Annotated in this window: 13 protein-coding genes; 8 read left to right on the forward strand and 5 right to left on the reverse strand. The window is 40.0% G+C overall.

Annotation, left to right across the window (positions count from 1 at the left end; translation table 11 throughout):
* Nucleotides 1-68 precede the first annotated feature (68 nt).
* Nucleotides 69-1,283 (reverse strand): DNA polymerase IV, encoded by a 1,215-nt coding sequence (gene dinB, locus FEK29_RS07555; protein WP_138257992.1) that lies wholly within the window; start codon nucleotides 1,281-1,283, stop codon nucleotides 69-71.
* Nucleotides 1,284-1,411: 128 nt separating this feature from the next.
* On the opposite strand from dinB, the gene FEK29_RS07560 reads away from it, so the two are divergent.
* Nucleotides 1,412-2,233, forward strand: a complete 822-nt coding sequence (locus FEK29_RS07560) for a 3-keto-disaccharide hydrolase (RefSeq protein ID WP_138257822.1) — start codon at nucleotides 1,412-1,414, stop codon at nucleotides 2,231-2,233.
* A 16-nt stretch (nucleotides 2,234-2,249) separates the two neighbouring features.
* A complete protein-coding gene (locus tag FEK29_RS07565) occupies nucleotides 2,250-3,218 on the forward strand; it encodes a 2-hydroxyacid dehydrogenase (RefSeq protein ID WP_138257823.1) in 969 nt (322 codons plus the stop codon).
* Nucleotides 3,219-3,260: 42 nt separating this feature from the next.
* Here FEK29_RS07565 and FEK29_RS07570 read toward each other — a convergent pair whose 3' ends face one another.
* Nucleotides 3,261-4,373, reverse strand: a complete 1,113-nt coding sequence (locus tag FEK29_RS07570) for a Gfo/Idh/MocA family protein (protein WP_138257824.1) — start codon at nucleotides 4,371-4,373, stop codon at nucleotides 3,261-3,263.
* Nucleotides 4,374-4,585: 212 nt separating this feature from the next.
* Between FEK29_RS07570 and FEK29_RS07575 the strand changes: the two genes are divergently transcribed.
* Nucleotides 4,586-5,479 carry a hypothetical protein gene (locus FEK29_RS07575; RefSeq protein ID WP_138257825.1) on the forward strand — a complete coding sequence of 298 codons (894 nt, stop codon included), beginning with the start codon at nucleotides 4,586-4,588 and terminating at the stop codon, nucleotides 5,477-5,479.
* A gap of 99 nt (nucleotides 5,480-5,578) precedes the next feature.
* Nucleotides 5,579-6,931: a hypothetical protein gene (locus FEK29_RS07580; protein WP_240042693.1), complete on the forward strand. Its 1,353-nt coding sequence runs from the start codon at nucleotides 5,579-5,581 to the stop codon at nucleotides 6,929-6,931.
* A gap of 229 nt (nucleotides 6,932-7,160) precedes the next feature.
* Here the strand turns inward: FEK29_RS07580 and FEK29_RS07585 are convergent, their stop codons facing one another.
* The gene (locus FEK29_RS07585) at nucleotides 7,161-8,246 is read right to left on the reverse strand and encodes a Gfo/Idh/MocA family protein (protein ID WP_138257826.1); all 1,086 of its coding nucleotides are present in this window, start codon (nucleotides 8,244-8,246) and stop codon (nucleotides 7,161-7,163) included.
* 459 nt (nucleotides 8,247-8,705) lie between these two features.
* On the opposite strand from FEK29_RS07585, the gene FEK29_RS07590 reads away from it, so the two are divergent.
* The 4 genes from FEK29_RS07590 (at nucleotide 8,706) to FEK29_RS07605 (ending at nucleotide 16,785) form a co-directional block, all read left to right on the forward strand.
* Nucleotides 8,706-12,851: a hybrid sensor histidine kinase/response regulator transcription factor gene (locus FEK29_RS07590; RefSeq protein ID WP_138257827.1), complete on the forward strand. Its 4,146-nt coding sequence runs from the start codon at nucleotides 8,706-8,708 to the stop codon at nucleotides 12,849-12,851.
* Nucleotides 12,852-13,158: 307 nt separating this feature from the next.
* Nucleotides 13,159-14,277: an endo-1,4-beta-xylanase gene (locus FEK29_RS07595; RefSeq protein WP_205123400.1), complete on the forward strand. Its 1,119-nt coding sequence runs from the start codon at nucleotides 13,159-13,161 to the stop codon at nucleotides 14,275-14,277.
* A 10-nt stretch (nucleotides 14,278-14,287) separates the two neighbouring features.
* A complete protein-coding gene (locus tag FEK29_RS07600) occupies nucleotides 14,288-15,742 on the forward strand; it encodes an MFS transporter (protein WP_138257828.1) in 1,455 nt (484 codons plus the stop codon).
* 5 nt (nucleotides 15,743-15,747) lie between these two features.
* Nucleotides 15,748-16,785: a glycoside hydrolase family 43 protein gene (locus FEK29_RS07605; RefSeq protein ID WP_138257829.1), complete on the forward strand. Its 1,038-nt coding sequence runs from the start codon at nucleotides 15,748-15,750 to the stop codon at nucleotides 16,783-16,785.
* 77 nt (nucleotides 16,786-16,862) lie between these two features.
* On the opposite strand, the gene FEK29_RS07610 is transcribed toward FEK29_RS07605, so the two are convergent.
* Together FEK29_RS07610 and FEK29_RS07615 are read right to left on the reverse strand one after the other, a co-directional pair.
* Nucleotides 16,863-20,120 carry a VCBS repeat-containing protein gene (locus FEK29_RS07610; RefSeq protein WP_161595329.1) on the reverse strand — a complete coding sequence of 1,086 codons (3,258 nt, stop codon included), beginning with the start codon at nucleotides 20,118-20,120 and terminating at the stop codon, nucleotides 16,863-16,865.
* A gap of 184 nt (nucleotides 20,121-20,304) precedes the next feature.
* Nucleotides 20,305-21,837, reverse strand: a complete 1,533-nt coding sequence (locus FEK29_RS07615) for a RagB/SusD family nutrient uptake outer membrane protein (RefSeq protein ID WP_138257831.1) — start codon at nucleotides 21,835-21,837, stop codon at nucleotides 20,305-20,307.
* Nucleotides 21,838-21,841: the final 4 nt, after the last annotated feature.

Genomic DNA, 21,841 nt, shown 5'->3' on the forward strand with positions numbered 1-21,841 from the left:
TTGTTGGTTATTGGTAATCAATAACATCTAATTCTAACAACTAGCAACTAACAACCAGTAACTAATTTTTACTGTTTCCGATGTGCCAGCACGATGGGCGGTCTCCCATCGAACGGATTGTGCATGCGTCCAATGGTATTCTTTCCCATGGCCGAGGCCCTAACCACGCTCTTTTCCCCAAAGCGGTTCCTAATATGGTCCATGGCATGGTACAGGTTGAGCCGCTCCTCGGTATCGTCAAAAAGATTGATCTGATAATTGCCCGATACCAAATGACTGAACCGGATACCTATCAACCGCACCAATAACCTTCGGTTATACAGTACCCTGAACAGTTCCAAGATTTTGGGAATCAGGATATGGTCCGCACTCGTATAGGGAATCCGTAACTGCTTGGAATAGGTATTAAAATCAGAATAGCGGATCTTTACCGTAATGCAGGCCGTTAACTTTTCGCCCCGGCGGAGCTGGTAGGCAAGGTTCTCCGTCATGGCGATAAGGATCCCTTTCAACTTTGCCACGTCAATAGTGTCCTGATCAAAGGTACGCTCCGTAGAAATGGACTTTCGGTCACAAAACGGGACCACCGGGGAATGATCGATGCCATTGGCTCTTTTCCAAATGACCGTTCCATTTTTACCAAGAACGCGCTGCATGACGTCCATGGGCATTTCCTGTATGGTCCGCACCTTCCGTAATCCCAGATTCCTGAGCGTTTGATAGGTCTTATCGCCAACCATGGGAATCTTTTTTATGGAAAGTGGGGCCAAAAAGGGTTTTTCCAGGCCGTAATCTATCTTCAATTGGTTATTGGGCTTCGCCTCATTGGTAGCCACTTTGGAGACTACTTTGTTGACCGAAAGTCCAAAGGAAATAGGGAGCCCGGTTTCCCTGATAATTCTGTGCCGTAGTTCAGAGGCATATTTATAGGCTCCAAAAAAACGGTCCATCCCCGTAAGGTCCGCATAGAACTCATCAATACTGGACTTTTCAAAAAGGGGCACGCTTTCCTTGATGATATCCGTGACCACATCTGAAAATTGACTATAGGTCCCTGCGTTTCCCCTGATCTGTATCGCTTCGGGGCAAAGTTCCTTGGCCATTTTCATGGGCATGCCGGAGTGCACACCATATCCACGGGTCTCATAACTACATGCCGCTACCACCCCACGGTCACTCAACCCACCCACAAGGATAGGTTTCTTCAACAGTTTACTGTCCAGCCTACGCTCTACGGACACAAAAAAGGTATCCAAATCCAAATGTAAAATCGTCTTGTCCATCATCGATTAAAAAGGGAAGACTAATTTATGGAATAAATCCATATTATTGGAAATAATCCATCTTTATTTTACGCCTTTACATGCAGAATATGATTATTTTTAAAATCCATTCTAAAAATTGAAAAACTATGATAAAACCTGTCGCATTGCTCTGCAAGGGTCTTTTACTAACCGCTTTTATCTGTTCAACCAGCTGTAAGGACAACAAAAAAGCCGCTGAAAAAGTTGTTCCAGAACAACCCAAAGATCAATGGATAGCCATTTTTAATGGTGAAGACCTCAACGGTTGGACCATGAAGATAAACGGATACCCATTAGGGGAGAATTTTGGAAATACTTTTAGGGTAGAGGACAGTATCCTAAAAATACGTTACGATGGATACGGCCCCGAATTTGGCGAGCGCTTCGGTGCCCTTTTCTATGATAAGGACCTGTCCAATTACCGATTAAAAGTAGAATATCGGTTTGTGGGCGAAACCGCTCCCGGTGCCCCGGAATGGGGCTACAGGGACAGTGGGGTACAGATACACACCCAACCGCCCAATACTGTTCAATTGAACCAAGGTTTCCCCATTTGTCTGGAGTACAATCTGCACGGGGGCAATGGTACCGATAACAGACCCCTAGGCGCTATTTGCGGGATAGGAATGAAGGTAGAGATAGATGGGGAACGAAGCGACCTGTTCTGCAATCCGGCCAAAGTGGCCAAAACCTTCCACGGAGATCAATGGATAACGGTTGAAATTGATGTACAAGACGGAAAAATGAAGCATTTTGTGAACGGGGAGGAAATCATGAGCTATGCCAATCCCGTATATGATCCAGAAAACGAATTTGCAAGGGCCTTTATCAAAGAAGGTGATTCCACGGTAAAAAGTGGCTATATTTCCCTGCAATCCAACAGCCACCCCATCGATTTTAGAAAAATAGAACTTTTGTCATACAACTAGCCCAAAAACCATCACCATGAAAGTATTGGTTTCTTTGAACTTTCCTCCCTTGGGTATAGAAATGCTCAAACAAGAAGGATTGGATGTTACCGTTTGGAAAAATGATATCCCTATGACCCGGGAAGAACTTATCCAGGCCACTAAGGAACACGATATACTATTGTCCTCTAGTATTTATACGTTGGATGCCGATTTTCTGGAAAAGAACAAACATTTAAAGCTCATTTCGCAATTTGCCGTGGGCTATAACAACATCGATATAGAAAAAGCGACGGAATTGGGTATCCCGGTCACCAATACCCCGAATGCCATGACCGATGCCACTGCAGACATTGCCTTTGCATTGATGCTGGCCGTCTCCAGAAAAATGTTCCATATGCATAAGACCATTATATCCGGGGATTGGGGACATTTTAGGCCACAAGCCAATTTGGGCATGGAGCTAAAAGGGAAAACAGTCGGCATTTTTGGGATGGGACGAATAGGAAGCGAATTCGCCAGACGCTGCCTAGGGGCCTATAATATGAAAGTCATTTATCATAACAGGAGACCAAACACAGAGATGGAAAAAGAGCTGAATGCGAGCTATGTATCTTTTGAGGAATTATTGAAAGAAAGCGATGTACTATCCGTTCATGCCGGGCTTTCAAATGAAACAAAGGGATTGTTTAATGCCGATGTATTTTCCAAAATGAAATCTTCCGCCATTTTTATAAATACGGCCAGAGGAGGTCTACACCATGAAAAAAGTCTCATTGAAGCTTTACAAAATAAGGTCATATGGGGAGCCGGTCTCGATGTTACCAATCCAGAACCCATGAATAAAGACAATCCCCTACTGAACATGGAAAATGTAGCGATCACTCCCCACATCGGTTCCGCGACCGTTGAGTCCCGCAACGAAATGTCTAGATTGGTAGCCTTGAATATTATCCAATTTTCAAGAGGCGAACCGTTGACAAACCTGGTTAGCCCAGGAGTATAAATTCTGCTTGACACCTCTCTATTATGGAATCGGAAATACATTTTAAATTTCAACCATAACTTTATCCCCACTCTTCGCCGCTTTAAAAATAGCATCGATGATCTTCATATCCTTTACCCCTTCCTCACCATCTACTGGCACAATGGGCTGTTTTCCCTCAAAAATTAGTTCTGCCATACCGTCCATTTGTAACGTTTGATGGGTATAGTGGGGCTGCTCCAGTTCACCCTTGTGGGTGCGCCCTTGAATGGGCCCATACCCGGTGGATGGTTTCATCTCCATCCAGCCCTTGGTACCGGTCATGAAAAATCGGTCCAAATTGTTCATGTTATAGGTAGACAGACAATTGGCCACTGCACCGCTTGGAAAGCCCATTTGAAACTGTATCGTTTCATCTACCCCTTCCTTAAACTTCAACGGATCGGTCTTGGTTTCCTGGGCGGTCACCCAGATAGGGTCTTCACCCAGAACATACCTGGCCCCATTTATGGAATAAATACCTATATCCATCATGGCACCGCCACCGGCAAGCTCCTTATCTAACCGCCATTGCGTAGGATCTCCGATAACGAAACCGGACTGGCCCTGAAAAAATTTTGGCTGGCCGAATTCACCATCTTTTCGCATTTGGATGACGTGCACCGTTTTGGGCTCAAAATGCATCCTATAACCGATCAACAATTTTACATTGGCCGCCTTACAGGCATCCACCATTCTTTGTCCTTCCTCGGCATTCACTCCCATGGGTTTTTCGCAAATAACGTGTTTTCCTGCCTTGGCCACCCGAATGGTCTGTTCACAATGCAATCCGTTAGGGGTAATGACGTATACGGCGTCTATATCCTTGTTGTCCTTTATCGCATCAAAATTCTCATAATTATAACAGTTCTTCGCGGGAATATTGTATTTGGATTGCCAATCGGTAATTTTTGATGGGGTTCCACTAATGACACCTACTAATTTGGCCTTTTTACAATCCAGCATGGCTTCCGCTACCCTAGTACCATAGCTTCCGAGTCCCATAATGGCGACCCGAAGCATTGGGCCTTCATATTTTTCCGCAGGAGCGGCGAAAAGGTGGGTCGGGTTATTTAATAACGAAACACCTATTGATGAAATTGCGATATTCTCTAAAAATTTTCTTCTTGATGCCATGATAATCTATTTTAAATCAACCACATAAAAATAATGTTTTTCATACACCTAATACAGGTTCGCTAAATATATCAAAATAAAAAAATGCCATTTTGGACAATCCAGTATTTGCCCCCAACATTTTGGCAGAAAATACGTTATTATAAAACATCAAATTTTATAGCTTTAACCAAACTAGAAAAAGCGGATATATTTTGATTTTTAAATTATACATGAAATACCCTTTAATTGCATTTCTTTTTTGTTTTATTGGCATCAAAGGATTTACGCAAGAAAGCAAGTCCAGTATAGAGATCACCAATCCGGACCAAAGTACGGTCTGGATCATTCCCCAGGAGGTTTCCTTGGAGTGGACCACCCAAAATATTGGTCCGGAAAAATCGATTCGGTTCTTTTTGGTACGTAATGAAATGGTGGTGCAGGAACTTGGATCCTTCAAGAACAATGGAAGGGCAGACGGGATATCGCTTGCCAAAAACATAGGTTCCGGTAATCAATATCAGGTCGTAGGTATCGAGCTTTTCCCCGATGACAAATACAGCATAGCCAAGTTTGTAACACCATTTTTTTCAATTTCCAACAAGGCTTCGGACGAGCGAAAGAAAAAGCACGAACAGGCACAAGAAACGAAACGGGAACCGACCCGAAAGGAAAAGCGCGAAATGAGAAGAAAACAGCGGGATAAAAAAGAGAAAATCGAGACAATATCTTCCAATACGGTCAAGGAAACACAAAAAACGGAAAATGCTCTTAGGGACGAGTTTGAAGGCAGGAAAATCTCCTATACAAAAGAACTCTCCTTTGACAGTGAGAACATTACCATCAAAATTTGGGACCATGGAAGACAGGACGGGGACATTGTATCCATCTACCTCAACGGTTCGCCGGTCGTGTCCAAACACTATTTGACCTATTACAAACGGGAATTCAAGGTAAAGCTAAACCCCAACAAATCCAACGACCTGTTCCTCTACGCGCACAATTTGGGCGATGCCCCTCCCAACACGGTATCCGTAGAAATATCGGATGGGTCAAAGTCTGAAAACCTGATCTTGAACTCGGACCTTCAAAGTTGTGAAGCGGTGATGATCAGCGTGAACAAGTAGTCTCAAAAGCCCAATTTAATTCTCTTGGAGTCCATAAAGCCAGTGCCCGTCATTTTTGGATAATTTATATGTATTTTTATACAGGTCAGGTAAATTATAATGAAACAGATACTTAGGCTTTGGGCAACTATTGAAATTGGGCGTTTTCTAATGAAGCTCATTCCTCTTTTATCTATTCTCTTTTGTACGGCAATACACTCCCAAAGGGAAAAGGACTCAGTAGAAATTATAAAGCTATTGGAAAAAGAAGGACTTACCTGGCGAGTGGGTGACAAGGAAGGACATGCCGAATGTTGGGAAGCGACTTCCAATGCAATCAATGTCATGTCCAGACCCGATGGCAGCTTTATTGACGTTCCCGTGCCCATAATGATGGACCCTCCATCAAATATTATGGGCAACGGTGGTTTTGCCTTTCACAGCAACCATAAAATACGTATTGATGGGAATTCTGCCATAGTAGGACATAATGAAGTTTCGGTAGACGTTCAAGGTAAGGAAAGCCTTTCCTATGAAGTCCGTTTTTTGGAAAGGTTCGATGGTGAATGGAAAATGGTTGGCCAGTCCATGCATTTCTACGATCATACACCTGAAAACAAAATAGATACGACTAGCTACATACAAACCGTAGATATTGAAACGGGTCGCATTCAGACGGTTCTTCAAATCAACGAACATTTTGAGGCACCCAACTGGCATCCAGAAGGTTATTTGATCGTGAACAGTAAAGGAAAACTATATAACCTGGACCTTAACACGAAAAAATTGAACCTGCTTGATACTGGTTTTGCAAATCAGTGTAACAATGATCATGGAATTTCGCCAGATAACAAGTGGTTGGCCATAAGCCACAACGATAAAAATAATCCTTCCACCAAATCCTATAAATCGGCAATCTTCATCATGCCCATAAGTGGAGGAACACCAAAGCGTGTAACCACAAAAGTCCCTTCTTACTGGCATGGCTGGTCGCCCAACGGCAAAACCTTGGCCTATTGTGCGGAACGGAATGGGAATTACGACGTGTATACTATTGGCGTAAAAGGTGGCGAGGAAAAAAGGCTTACCACAACAGAAGGATTAGACGACGGACCCGAGTATTCCCCAGATGGAAAATATATTTATTTCAACTCCTACAGGACGGGCCACATGCAAATTTGGAGGATGTTGGCCAACGGAAAAAAACCGGAACAGTTAACATTTGATGAAAATTCCAATTGGTTCCCGCACCCTTCACCAGATGGTAAATGGATCGTATACATAGCATACACGACCGATGAAAAACAAAATCACTTATTTGGAAAACAGGTCAAACTAAGACTAATGGACGTTGAAACAAAGGAAATTCGTGATATTACTCCCGTTTTCTTTGGTGGCCAGGGAACTATCAATGTACCCTCCTGGAGCCCGGACAGTAAGAAATTGGCCTTTGTAAGTTATTCCGTGAATTGAAAACTTAGTGTTAAGTATTGAAATAAAAAAGCCAAGACATGAATCTCGGCTTTCCCTTTTGTACTGGAGATGGGAGTCGATTTGAAAGGATCATTTCAAGATACTCACTTGCAAGGTGCTTTCTTTCAATATTTTAAACACTTTGCAAGAAAAAGAAAAACCCCTACTCTTTAATCCTAAGAGGATAACATTCCAATGTCTTTATCCCATACTCATTTTAAGACAGATGCTACAATTTAACCACACAATTTTGTCTTGCAGATTTATAAATCGCCTCAACTACCCTTATGTCCCTTAGACCTTCCTCACCAGGAACCAACATGTTCTGACCATTCATAATGGACAATGCGTCCTCATCCATTTGTTTTGCCTGTTGGCTGTTGATAGGAAAATTAATTATTGTACCATCAGACATACTACCTTTATTTCCATTGTAAGATGAATGCGGTTCCATTTTGAGCCAGCCTTTCTCATAATTTACATGTAAATGGTTCATCTGTATTCCAAAACTGGTTTGGCAAGAAGCAAGTGCTCCACTGGGAAACTCTAACTGAAACATCATGGTCTCTTCAACTTCATGGTAAATCTCCGGCCTAGTGGTGGATGCCTGCGCCAATACGGATATTGGTTCCTCCCCAGTAGCCAACCTGGCACCTTGCAATGCATAGACCCCCATATCTCCCATGGCACCTCCACCCAGGTCCTTTTTCTGTTTCCAATGATCTGTCCTTCCATCAAAATATCCGGCCGCCGATGTTATCATTTTGACCTTTCCAAAAGGTCTTTCCTTGGCCACTTTCATATAAGCTTGAATATTGGGGTCATGTTGGCATCTATATCCTATCGCCAGCTTTACGCCATTACTTTTGCAGGCGTTTATCATCGTTGTACATTCTTCTACCGAGGTTGCCATGGGCTTTTCACACCAAACATGTTTCCCTGCATTTGCAGCCCTAACCGTATATTCCATATGCATTGATGGAGGAAGAACCACATAAATTATATCAATTTCCTCATTGTTGGCAATGGAATCAAAATTCTCATAATTATAAATATTCTTGTCCTGAATACCATATTTTTCCTGCCAAACCGGAATTTTCTCTGGACTCCCCGTAACAATGCCTTTCAGTTCACAATGTTCGGTCAACTGAAGAGCCGGTGCAAGAAGGTCTGTGCTATAATATCCCAATCCTACCAAGGCGACACCCAGTTTTTCTTTATTAGTTCGTGTTGCAGACATTAAAAAACTTGGGGAAAAGCTTGCTGCCGCACCTGCAATTAGCGTATTCTTAATAAAAATTCTTCTCTGGTTCATAATTTACTGTCCTATTTTAAATCAAATTACAAAATAAGATTTGATATCATCTTCAATACTTTAAAATGGTTTTCGACTTATTACTAAACATTCTAAAAAAACATCCTTTACAAAGGACTAGGCGATTTTTACAATAGTGTAAAAATTTAGGAGTCGCTTGGGATAAATTTAGGATTGACATTCCTGTGCAATATTCAAAAGAGCCAATGGAATTAAAAGTAAAAAAGGGTGAATCCTAGCCCGTAATTTCAAAATAATATCTGGCCTCAACCCTCCAATTCAAACCAATAAAATACTATTTTGCATTACCCACTAAAACATTTTCGTAAAAAACCCCATTTTTAGATGAAAGATTATCAGTTACTTGGAAATTTATTGCTAAAATTGATAATTATACGTTATGTAAGAAAAATTATCGAATTTTCAGCTTGTACTGCCTATTAGAAAACATTTGAAACTATGGTCCATCGGAATTATGTTCAAACAAGTTACCTTATCGTATCCTTCTTTTGCTCCCTAATTCTATCCGCTCAAGAGAAGGAAGCGGCATATAACTTTTTGGCTATAGAAGAATCCATTACCCAAAGAGCAGTTTCCTCAATTGTACAGGACAACCAAGGATTGATATGGATGGGAACCTACGGAGTGGGGCTAAACAAATACAACGGAATAGATATAACTACATACAAGCAGGAATTTGACAATCCCAACTCCCTAAACAGTTCATTAGTCCACACCGCTTACGTTGATTCTTCCGGACTGCTATGGGTGGGTACGGAAACTGGATTGGATGTTTATCAAAAGGAGCTTGATAGCTTCAAACATGTCTCCTTTAATAAAAATGGAACCGTCTTAAACAATATTGTCGTTACATCCATTGTAGAAATAAACCAGAACAGTTTATTAATTGGATCAATTGCGAACGGACTTTTTAAAGTGGATATTCAATCTTTAAAGGGATATCCCTTAAAAATAAATGATAACATTCAGACTCCCTCACTTATCAATTGCCTGGTTCAATACGGTGATGAAACTGTTTACATTGGAACGAACAAGGGTCTTTATGCATTTAATGGTGTTGAGGCCACGAAGGTTTTGCTCAAGGAAGATCTCTTTACTCATACTGAAAATGATGAATTGAATATCGAATCGCTCTTTGTAGATGACGAAGGTTCGCTTTGGATGGGAACACATTCCAATGGATTGATAAAATTTTTGGCACCTAATGGAACCGATAGTGAAAAAACAATCGAAACCTTCAATATTACGGATGAGCGCATATTGACCATTGTTCAAGCTCCTGATGATCGGATTCTGTGTGGGACCGAAAATGATGGATTATTCGTACTTTCCAAAAAAGGCGATTTCGTTAAAAATTATCGGTACGATAAATTCGACGGCAACAGTATTAAATCAAACTCTGTATGGTCGCTATTGGTGGATGCACAAGATCGTATTTGGATAGGATATTACAACAAAGGTGTTGGAGTACACGATTACAATTATGATAAATTTCCTGATATACAAAGCATTCCCAATGTTGAAAATTCGTTGCAATCATCTTCCGTAACGGGCATCCTAAAGGATAAGGAAGACAGGCTTTGGATAGCTATGGATGGTGGCGGGATAGATGTTTATGACACTGCAACAAATCAATTTATACATCTTTTAGACCCTAAAAATCCAATAGCCAAGCAATTAAATGCTGACGATGTACAGACCATATTCATGGACAGCCAAGATAACATTTGGGTAGGCACTTGGAATTCAGGCATTTACTTTCTTGAGTCCAACTCAAATGTTTTTGAACATTTCGATAACCAGAGTACTAATGGTGCCTTGAAATCAAATCGGGTCATGAGTTTTTCAGAGGATGCCTATGGTAAAATATGGATTGGGTCCTTCTCAAATGGTTTACATTTCTATAGTCTCGCAGACGGAAAATTTGGTTATGTGGACGATAAAAAGTTCAACGATTTAAAGACAAGCCGTGCGGAAATTCGCAAGGTCATGGTCGATAGAAATAACAACATATGGGTCGCAACCACAAGTGGACTGTTCAAAAGACAGGCCAGTTCAGAGGAATCGTTCAATAAAATTGAGTTAAAGCCAGAGCTTATGAATCCAAATGGTCATATGGTCTCGGTAGACGTGATCGTTTCTCTCTTTGAGGACTCTGAGCATAATGTCTGGATAGGTACGGACGGTGCAGGGGTTTGGAAGTACAATACAACCAATAATTTTTTAACGTGGTACAATAAAGAACAAGGATTGCAGCAAGAAACAATTTCAACGATAATCGAATCCAACGATGGAAGATTGTGGATGGCTGGCAACAAAGGACTTTCGTGCTATGATAAAAGTAATCAACAGATTATCAATTATGACATAAATGACGGTCTTCTCACCAATGATTTTAACTTCAATGCCGCCTTTAAGGATGTTGATGGCACTCTCTACTTTGGCAATTATAAGGGTATAAATGAGGTAAGACCTGTTACATTACCTCAGAACATGTACGAACCACAGATATATTTTACGGATTTTAAGGTCTACAACAAATCTGTAAAAATCGACGATAAAAATTCCCCATTAAATAAGGTGATTTCAGAAACCGAACATGTAACACTCAACCACAAGCAAAGTGTTTTTACTATAGAATATATTGGTATAAACTATACAAGGCCAGAAAAAAATCAGTATGCGTATTATTTGGAAGGGTTCGAGGAAGATTGGAATCTTGTGGGCAATAATAGAAGTGCAACATATACAAACCTGTCCCCGGGCAGTTATACCTTTAAATTAAAGGCAGCTAATAATGACGGGGTTTGGAGCAATGAAATAAAAACCCTCTCCTTTACCATTCTAGCCCCCTGGTGGAAAACAAAAATGGCTATAATCCTTTACCTACTAACCATCATTATTTTTTCATCTTGGTTGTACAGACTTGTAAGGGCGAGAATTCGAGAAAAACGTCTCGTCGAATTTGAACGCACCAAACGCAGTCAAGAGGAAGCGCTGAACAATAAAAAAATACAGTTTTTTACAAATATATCCCATGAGTTCAGAACCCCACTGACCCTTATTTTGAATCCGTTAAAGGACATAATGTCAAATACTGGACAGCCGCTTCCAAAGGAAGTAGCGGAAAAACATACCATAATTTACAAAAACGCAGCTAGGCTCAAACGTCTTATTGATGAGCTTATGGATTTTAGAAAACTTCAGTTAAACAAATTTTCCATTAAAGTTTCTAAAATAGGCATTAATGATTTTGTAAAGGAAATTACAGACCACTTCAAAGAAGAGGCTTTATTAAAGAACATTGCCCTATTGATAGAGCGCGATGAGACAACACCCTATCTGTGGAGCGATGCCGGAATGCTCGAAAAAGTAATCTTTAATATACTTTCCAACGCATTCAAGGTTACACCTGAAAATGGTGCCATAACAGTAAGCGTTTTCAAATCTCCTACAGATTACTGTTTTAGACTTGTAAATAACAAAACACTGCCATGCATAGAGATTTCAATTGAAGATACAGGTAGTGGTATCAACCAAGAGGAAGTGAAAAAAATCTTCGATAGATTCTATCAGGTTAAAAACATGAATAGTCAGTATTATGGAGGTACGGGGATAGGACTAGAGGTGGTCAGGAATTTCGTTGAGTTATTGAAAGGAGAAATTATTATAGATAGTGAAGAAGCTGTAGGGACAAAATTTAGAATACTTCTGCCCTTGGGCAATCAACACTTTAAAGAAGATGAACTATTGAAAGATACGGCCAGCGAAAGTATTTTGCCGGATATGGGCTCATTAAAAAAACCTTTGACCCATAAATTTGGAAATAAATCTGCGAAGACAATTTTAATCGTTGAGGACAATGTTGAACTGAGGTCATACCTCAAGCAGGAACTTTCCTTTGACCATAATGTTTTTGAAGCATCTAATGGCCAACAAGCTCTGGATTTGGCAAACAGAAAAATACCTGACCTAATCATAACCGATGTAGTTATGCCAGAAATGGACGGTTTGGAATTCTGTAGTAAGCTTAAAAACAATATTGCCACAAGTCATATCCCTATTATTATGTTGACCGCCAAGACCATGCCTGATGACATGATAAATGGTGTAAATTCTGGAGCTGATGTATATTTGACCAAGCCTTTTGATATGCGTTTATTAAATTCTTATCTATCCCGTTTGATTGAAAATCGACAAGTTTATATAAGCAAAAATTTGAACGACCCTTCAAAACTTAATTTGTTGGAAAAAACAACTGAATTGGATAAATCCTTTATGAGAAAGGTATTGGACTATTTGAACAAGAATATTGAAAAAGCAGAATTGAACGTTGAACATCTGGCAGAAGATATGTACTTAAGCAGAAGTCAACTGTATAGAAAAATTAAAGCCATGACCGGACTTACCCCTAATGAACTGATTCGCAAGGTTCGTTTGGAAAAGGCGAAAAATATGATAGAAACAGGGTGTGAATCGATTGCCGAAGTAGGGTTCAAAGTAGGTTTTTCTTCCCCATCCTACTTCAGTCGTTGTTTTAAGTCAGAGTTTGGTATCCTTCCTACTGATATTAAAACAAAATAGAAAAATGAACAATCTCTAAACACCCAAATTTTATTAAATAGTAGCATCAGATATACTCTGGGCTTAGCTTCAATGAAATCCATATCCAACCTTGGTTTTAAGGTAGTTCCGTAATACCATAAAATTTTTATACAACATGTTTAGGATACAAAGCCACAAATGTGATATTCTAAGGATTCGATTTCGGTTAGATTTATGGCCTAAATGACCAAATACAATGATTTACATAAATTCTAAAATGATTTGTTCTTCAATTAATAAAGCCGAAAAATTCCGTTCTATTGTGAGACTCGTTTTACAATCCTTCATGTTCATTATTTTAACATCTCTGATAAGTTGCTCGCAGACAAAGGATGAAAAGCCAGTAAAAGTAAAATCACTAAAAGAAGCTTTTGAAAAGGATTTTTATATTGGCGTAGCTTTGAACGGTAGAATAATAGACCAAAGTGATAGTGCCTCTCTTAGCCTGGTAAAAAGAGAATTTAATAGCATTACCGCCGAAAACATAATGAAATCGTCCATTATCCATCCTCAAAGGGATAGTTTTAATTTTGAATTGGCCGATAAATTTGTTGCATTGGGAAAAAATAACGGCATGCATGTACATGGCCATACCTTAATTTGGCACAGTCAGTTATCTCCTTGGTTTGCAACTATCGAAGACAGCTTCGAATTTAAGGATGCAACAGAAAAACATATCAAGGATTTGGCTCTTCACTTTAAAGGTGTCGTTGACTCATGGGATGTTGTGAACGAAGCCTTAAATGAAGACGGTACACTTAGAAATTCCATTTTTCTTGAGAAAATGGGGGATGAATATCTTTCATTAGCATTTAAGTGGACCTCTGAGGTAGACCCTAATGCAAAGTTATTTTATAATGATTACAACATGACAAATCCTGATAAAAGGCAAGGTGCTATCAGAATGATAAAGAAAATCCAGGAAAAAGGAATAAAAGTTGATGGGGTTGGAATGCAGGGACATTGGCACTTGGATTACCCTTCCCTTGAAGAAATAGAAGAAAGCATTTTGGAGTATTCAAAATTGGGGGTCCAGGTAGCAATTACGGAATTGGATATTAGTGTATTGCCAAACCCATGGGATTTGGAAGGGGCCGAAATCAGTCAGAATTTCGAGAACAGCGAAGAGATGAATCCATACACCAAAGGTCTACCCGATTCAATACAAACAAAATTGGCCAATAGATATAAGGACATTTTCAAAATATTCCTAAAACATAGGGATAAAATCAGTAGGGTTACCTTTTGGGGTGTTAATGACAGACAGTCATGGTTAAACGGATTTCCAATTCGTGGTAGGACCAACTATCCTTTACTTTTTGATAGGGAGTTAAAACCAAAGCCAGCTTACTATGGCATAATTGGCCTAAAAGAAAAACTTGACCAATTACAGACAACAAACTAATTTGTAGATTATGAATCCTGATTCACATAAACTATCCATTAAGGAAAAAGTTGGCTATAGTTTGGGAGATTTATCCGCCAACCTTGTGTTCCAAACTTTGGTTACCTACTTGGCGTATTTCTATACGGATATTTATGGATTGGAAACGGATGATGCCTCGGTTATCATATTTGTGGTTGGTATCATTTCCGCATTCGCCTTTAACCCTATTGTTGGTGCACTTGCCGATAGGACAAGGAGTAGGTGGGGAAAATTTAGGCCATGGATATTGTTTACTTCGATACCCTTAGGAATCGTTGCACTTTTAGCATTCAGCACACCCAATTTTGAATATACAGGTAAGGTAGTCTACGCCGCGATAACCTATACCCTATTACTGTTATTGTATGCGGCCAACAACCTTCCCTATGCCGCTCTTAGCGGAGTTATAACAGGAAGTATGAAGGAGCGCAATAGTATTTCATCCTACCGATTCGTTGCCGTGATGTTTGCGCAATTCTTTGTACAGGTTTTCATGTTGCCAATCATAATGTATGCTGGTGATGGCAATAAAGCGGATGGCATTGAAACGGTAATGACCTATTTGGCGGTTATTGGGACCATCATGCTATTGATCACCTTTTTTACAACCAAAGAACGTGTTGTCCCTACCCCTGATCAGAAATCTAGCTTAAAGGAAGATTTAGGCGATTTGGTAAAGAACAGACCCTGGATTATAATGTTGGTACTCACCACCTTGGTGTTCATAACCCTTGCAATGAAGGGAGGATCGTACGTTTATTATTTTGAGAACTATGTAAATGCGGCCAGTTTGGCAGAATTTATCGCTCCGCTTTTAAGGGCTCTTTCCAGCATAGGTTTGGACTTTTTTGGGGACGATCCAACTTCTGCAGGGTTTGGACTGTTCAATGCTGGCGGAATTATTTTTATGATTGTCGGGATTTCATTATCAAAACGTTTGGCGGACAAATATGGAAAAAGAGATGTATTTGGTAGTGCATTGTTCGTATCCACCCTATTTATAGCCATTTTCTACTTCTTTTCTTCTACTTCAGTAGAACTTATGTTCCTTTCGCAAATTCTGCACGGGTTTTTCTACGGCATTACCATTCCACTCTTGTGGGCCATGATTGCAGATGTTGCAGATTATTCCGAATGGAAGAACAATAGACGGGCCACGGCCATTATTTTTTCCGCCATGATGATCGGGTTAAAACTAGGGCTCACTATTGGCGGTTCACTCGTAACGTGGATACTTGGGGTTTACAATTACATTCCTAAGAAATTTGCCTCCAACGGTGCTGTAGTTCAACCGGATAGCGCAATCGAAGGTACAAGAATGTTGGTTAGCATATACCCATCCATAGCATTTTTAATGGGAATAGCACTACTATTTTTTTATGAGATTAATAAAAAAATGGAGACCCAGATTGAAAACGATTTAATTAGAAATAGACAAAAATAAATAGCATGCCTGAAGAGAGTTTAGATCATATAAATTTTGACAAACTGAATGAAAAGGCGATTTCAAGTCCGCTAGTAAAGCATATATATACAGCAGACCCTTCCGCTCATTATTATAATGGTAAAATATACATCTATCCCTCACATGATATAGACGCTGGCGAGGCTTTTGACGACTTAGGGAGTCATTTTGCCATGGAGGACTATCATGTCCTATCCATGGATTCCATTGATGGTCCGGCAGTTGATCATGGAATTGCCCTTCATGTAAAGGATGTTCCTTGGGCGGAGAGACAGATGTGGGCGCCTGATGCTGCGTATAAAGGCGGTAAATATTATTTGTTTTTTCCTGCAAAGGCCCATGACGGCATTTTTAGGATAGGTGTTGCCGTAAGCGATTCTCCAACCGGCCCCTTCACCCCACAACCGCAAGCTATAAAGAATAGCTTTTCCATAGACCCAGCAGTCTTTGAAGATGAAGATGGAAGCTTCTATATGTATTTTGGTGGTCTTTGGGGCGGTCAATTGCAACGATGGCGAAATGGCTCATTTAATGGTAAAGAACCTGAGAGTCCAACAGCACATCTACCCAATGACGATGAAATGGCACTAATGCCCAAGATTGCAAAAATGACCGATGATTTACTTGAGTTTGCTGAAAAACCTAAAGATGCCTTAATCATTGATGAAAATGGCAACCCGCTTTTGGCCGGGGATATCAAAAGACGATTCTTTGAGGCCGCCTGGTTACATAAATACAAAGGAAAGTATTATTTCTCCTACTCTACTGGCGACACTCATTTTATATGTTTTGCCGTTGGTGATAATCCATATGGGCCATTTACCTATAAGGGAAGGATCCTCGAACCGGTTGTTGGTTGGACAACCCACCATTCAATATGTAAAGTAGACGAAAAATGGTATCTTTTCTACCATGATTCCTCATTATCTAAGGGCGTAACCCATCTAAGGTGCATTAAGGTTGCGGAAATTGAACACCTAAGCGATGGAACCATAAAAACGCTCAAACCTTATAGGGATTGATAATAATTTTAAAATTAGACTATTGCTTTTAAAGTACTAAGAAACATAACCGAAGGTTAAAAGAATCGATTTTGTTTCTACTGATTTTTTGAGAGTGGAATCGTTTTTCTAAAATACCTTAAAGTATCGTTTTGTAAACCTAAAATTATTAGTTCATCGTCGGAATGGCTTTTCAGTCTTAACAAAGACCGTGCTTCCCCAGTAATGTCAAAACCACTTTTACTTGATTTGATCAATTCAAATTCACCTTTAGTCTGATTATATTCCAGCGTCTGTCCTATACCTGCATCATAATGGCCGGTTAGGATTTCAGTGTTCATAAAATTACCTACACTCAACAATTCCATAGCATCATCACCATTAATATCGATGTCAATAAAATCGAAAATAGGAGACCATTGCAACTGCTCGGGTAGTGGAGTTTTCCTAAATTTTCCATTTCCCGTATTCTCAAAATACATGGAGGCCAGTTCATATGCTTTGAAAATAGAATTTGAATCCATTTTCTCCTTATCGAATAGTTCCCCAAAAGTTTTCTCCCCGTAATCATGGTAATTTTTTGTCAACTTTCTAATTAATGGCAACTGTTTCATCAAAGTACCCCTTGCCTGTAAAATGTACTCCTTACCCTGATTGAAATACGTTATAATAGGTTCAATGGAGCCATTTTTATCAAAGTCATGGGCGTAAAGTCTTAGTGGTTCCTCTCCAGTTGCGTAAAAGGGATTGTTCAAGCCCCAATTACCGGCTACGAAATCCATATCACCGTCCCCATCAAAATCTCCAGCCCTTATACAATTCCACCATCCGTGTGTGTTTTTTAATCCATTATCGCCCAAATCGAGAGCCAATCGACCTTGTTTGTTCAACAATAGTTGAACAGGATTCCACTCGCCCACCAATATAAGGTCCAACCATCCATCATTATTTATGTCCGACGCAGATGCATCCGTAATCATTCCAGGATACAGCAGTTCTGGCGAAACTTCCTCTGTTACATCCGTAAAAACACCCTGATCATTCTCCAAAAGATAAGATCTTGGTGAAAAAGGAAAGTTATTGGGATCCAAACGACCTGCCACAAAAAGGTCTTCATCTCCATCTTTATCAAAATCAAGAGGAACGACGGTATTGGTTGGAAATGAAATTTTGGGAAGTGCATCGGTTTCCATATTAAAAAAACCATTTCCGTCGTTCAAATAAAGAATGTCTTGGTACAAATCAGGATGTGCATAATTTTCTGAACTTCCGTTTGCCAGATATAGATCTATATCCCCATCATTGTCCGCATCAAAAAAGCAGCCAGCTGAATTTTCACTTCTAATTTCATCTTGGGATTTCTGAAATGGAGATTTAACAAAGTTGCCATTTGCTGACTGTACATAGAAGCTGGCAGGATTATTTGCAGTTCCTCCCACAAAAAAGTCTTCTAGACCATCGCCATTTATATCTCCTCCTAAAAGAATGGGGCCTGGCCTACTGTAGCCTCTAAAAAGCAGCGGCCATTTTTTAAAATCGTCAAAGGTGTTTTCTTGGTGGACATAGGGGGAGTCCAAAGGAGGGGCAATCTCCTCCAAATAGGCTTTTTCAAGTTTTTTTGAAATTTTAACTTCAATCTTTGAATTTCCTTTTATTGGAGCAATCGTTTGATTGGTATCAACATTTTGTAACAATGTTGTAGTATCATCGGGCCAGATTACCCTGATCGAATCGATAATCGCTGCATTTCCCAAACCAAAGTGCATAAAAGGTTCAACAGATGATAGATATCCACGCTGGGGATGGAATTCCCCGTATTGCTTTCCCTTTTTGGAATAGACCCATACCTTGGCCCCAATATTCTCTGCATTTGGATTGAACTTCAACCTTAGATAGCTGGAATTATCCTTTTTAACATCCGTACTTTTATTCTCAAAAAGAAGTATTTCATCATCGATGTTATTGGTAAGAATGTCAAGATCGCCATCCAAATCCAAATCTGCATATACTGCACCGTTTGAATAAGATGGTACCTGTATACCACTGGTGTCCGTTTCATTTTCGAACTTGTTCTGGCCCCTGTTTCTGAAGAAGAAGTTTGACTTTTTTACCCCATCCATTTTTTTCAGTTGATCGACAAGTGCCTTTCTCTTTTCCTCAAAAGAACCAAAGACATTTGAAGAGTTATTGAAATCCACAAAATCCATATCGGTAATATCTTTTTTATAACCATTGGTAATATAGATATCCCGAAGTCCGTCATTGTCAAAATCAGCTATCAAGGGTGCCCAACTCCAATCCGTAGCCGAAACACCGGCAAAATTTCCAATATCACTGAATCCTGAGGGTGTACTCACCTGAAGTACGTTTCTAACGAATTGCGGCTGGTAACCTGCTTTAACCGATGAATTAAACCTGTCGAAAGGTATTTCGGAAAACATGGTTTTCCTTCTTAAATTATCTTCTGGAAACATATCCAAAACCAAAAAATCAAGCCCTCCATCATTGTTGATATCGGCTACATCTATACCCATACTATTGTGGCTCTGATGCTTAAAATATTCAGAAACTTTATTGGTGAATGTGCCGTTTCCATTATTCACGTACAGCACATCATTGGACAGAAAGTCATTAGCTACGTAAATGTCCGGATATTGGTCCCCATTAATATCCATTACAGCAACGCCCAAGCTCCATCCCTCAATAGAGATTCCCGCTTCCCTTGAAACATCCTCAAACTGGAGAATGCCATTTTTATTGGTTCCGTTGTTCCTGTAAAGTTTATCCGTACTTTTTCCCCTGCCGTCCTTTCGTTGACCAAAAGCATTGTTCTTAGGGTATTCTTCTTTGGAATTGTTGGCCAAAAAAAGGTCCAAATCGCCATCCCTATCATAATCCAGCCAAACGGCCTGCATCGTGTAAGAAGAATCTGCGATGTTCATTTCACTTGCAAGGTTCCTAAATTTTATTTCCTCCTTGGATTCCGTTTCATTGAGGTAAAAATAGTTTTTAGTGTTTCCCAAGAAAAGATCGTGGGCCGTCGAAATATGGATATCCGGTTTCCCGTCATTGTTAATATCAACAATGGACACACCGGTACACCAAGCATCGGTTATGATTCCGGAAGACGAAGTGACATCTTTAAACTGAAGGTTCCCAATATTTTGATAGATACGGCTAGTGACCATGTTACCAGAAAAAACGACATCAGGCAGACCATCTGAATTAAAATCCCCAATCCCCACTCCACCTCCATTAAACAGATATTCATAATCTATAATATTCAATGTTTCATTCTCTGTAATAGTGTTCCTGAAAGTGAGGCCTGAGTGTTCGGTCGTTACCTTTTTAAACAATGTATTTTCAGGCTTTTTGGTCTCACAACCAAATAAGAGAACACATAAAATAAAACCGCTAATCCAACGCATATAGTAAAATACTAAATAATATAGATAAGTATAAAAGGGAAGTGCCAAAACCCTCACGGTTTTGGCACTACCAATAAAAACTAACTCAATCTAACTAATATTTATATGACTTCTAATAACCAGGGTTTTGATCAGATTCCGACAATTTAGCATTGTTATCAATCTCACTTTGTGGTATAGGAAGTAGTTCCAATTTTGGTTCAAAATGTGAAATGGGTTCGGCAGGCAACTTACCTTCCTTTCTCCATCTTAAAATATCCCTATTCCTAATTTGCTCTGAACTTAGTTCTACACGCTTTTCATGGATAATGGCTTCCATAACCTCGGTTGGGTTACTAACAGGAAAATTAGTAGTAGGATATGGCGGCATATCTACACTAGGCCTTGCACGAACTTGATTCAATAACGCTATTGCCCTTGCAGGGTTACCTAACTCCAATTCACATTCTGCCAAGTTGATCAGGACTTCCGCATAGCGAATTACCCTCATGTTGATACCTCCTGTTAGGAATCCTCCAGGATCGGTTTTGTACATAAGCGAATACTTTCTCCAGCTTATTTTTGTGGTAACGCCCTCAAACGTGGTCTCCTCGCCTTGGACATCTGTCAAAACACTTTCTCCATTATTAAAAGTATCACCCAAGGAATAAAAACTTTTTGCAAATCTTGGGTCATCTTTCGCATCGCCTTTGGATACACGTTCAAACTCATTTAATAGACCATCTGAAGGTATTAAGTTTCTCCAACCCACAGCAGAATATTCCTGTGTTCTAACACTTTGCTCGTTACCTACGCCGTCACCCGTTCCGTTCCAGTTGAAACCACCAACGTTCGAGTAACCAATCTCTGCAATGGACTCCCTATTATATTCATTCTCCTCTTGAAAGTTATCATCGAACTCATCTACCAAGGCGTATTCACCTGAGTCTACTATGGCTTCAAAAGCGGTTTTTGCTCCTGCATAGTCACCTGTAAACATTAAAGCACGTCCTAACATTGCCTGAGCGGAACCTTTTGAAAACCTGCCCGGTTGTTCAGTCTGTGATGCCAAAGGCAATCCTGCTGCAGCGTCCCTTAGGTCTTGAATGGCCAAATCCAGTACTTCTTGCTGTGATGATTTTGGAGCACTGTCCTCAAATGTTCCAGCATAGGTGGTATAGATGGGAACTCCTCCCCAAAGACTTCCTAACTCAAAATAGGCCCAACCTCTTGTGAACTTGGCTTCTGCAATTAAGGCCGTCCGTAAGCTTTCGCTTATATCCGCTACTTCAGGCCCTTGGGTTATTACAATATTTGACCTTAAAATTACAGCGTAGAGGCCTGTCCATACATCTCTAGCGACCGAATTACCAGGGTCATTGGTACCTATTAACAACTGATTTCTAGGCGTTTCTAATTGGCCTCCGCCGGCTTTATTATCATCGCCCCTTAAATCGTGTAAAAAGAAATATTCCCTTGCATACAACTGAAGACTCTGTAGGGATGCATAGATGGAGTAAACACCGCTCCTTAACTCGTCTCCGTTCTTGTAGAATGTAGCAACAACGACTTCATTAGGGTTCGTTAGATCCAAATCTTCCCTTCCGCATGATAAGCTGAAGAGAAAAGCCGCAATTATGGCAATCGTGGGTTTTAAGTTTTTCATATTT

This window comes from Maribacter aurantiacus, from assembly GCF_005780245.1.
Taxonomy (GTDB): Bacteria; Bacteroidota; Bacteroidia; order Flavobacteriales; family Flavobacteriaceae; genus Maribacter; species Maribacter flavus.

Coding starts and splice junctions, on each gene's coding strand:
- FEK29_RS07575 (WP_138257825.1), top strand. CDS start 4,586: ATGAAATACCCTTTAATTGCATTTCTTTTTTGTTTTATTGGCATCAAA.
- FEK29_RS07560 (WP_138257822.1), top strand. CDS start 1,412: ATGATAAAACCTGTCGCATTGCTCTGCAAGGGTCTTTTACTAACCGCT.
- FEK29_RS07570 (WP_138257824.1), bottom strand. CDS start 4,373: ATGGCATCAAGAAGAAAATTTTTAGAGAATATCGCAATTTCATCAATA.
- FEK29_RS07585 (WP_138257826.1), bottom strand. CDS start 8,246: ATGAACCAGAGAAGAATTTTTATTAAGAATACGCTAATTGCAGGTGCG.
- FEK29_RS07590 (WP_138257827.1), top strand. CDS start 8,706: ATGGTCCATCGGAATTATGTTCAAACAAGTTACCTTATCGTATCCTTC.
- FEK29_RS07600 (WP_138257828.1), top strand. CDS start 14,288: ATGAATCCTGATTCACATAAACTATCCATTAAGGAAAAAGTTGGCTAT.
- FEK29_RS07565 (WP_138257823.1), top strand. CDS start 2,250: ATGAAAGTATTGGTTTCTTTGAACTTTCCTCCCTTGGGTATAGAAATG.
- FEK29_RS07615 (WP_138257831.1), bottom strand. CDS start 21,837: ATGAAAAACTTAAAACCCACGATTGCCATAATTGCGGCTTTTCTCTTC.
- dinB (WP_138257992.1), bottom strand. CDS start 1,283: ATGGACAAGACGATTTTACATTTGGATTTGGATACCTTTTTTGTGTCC.
- FEK29_RS07605 (WP_138257829.1), top strand. CDS start 15,748: ATGCCTGAAGAGAGTTTAGATCATATAAATTTTGACAAACTGAATGAA.
- FEK29_RS07580 (WP_240042693.1), top strand. CDS start 5,579: ATGAAACAGATACTTAGGCTTTGGGCAACTATTGAAATTGGGCGTTTT.
- FEK29_RS07595 (WP_205123400.1), top strand. CDS start 13,159: ATGTTCATTATTTTAACATCTCTGATAAGTTGCTCGCAGACAAAGGAT.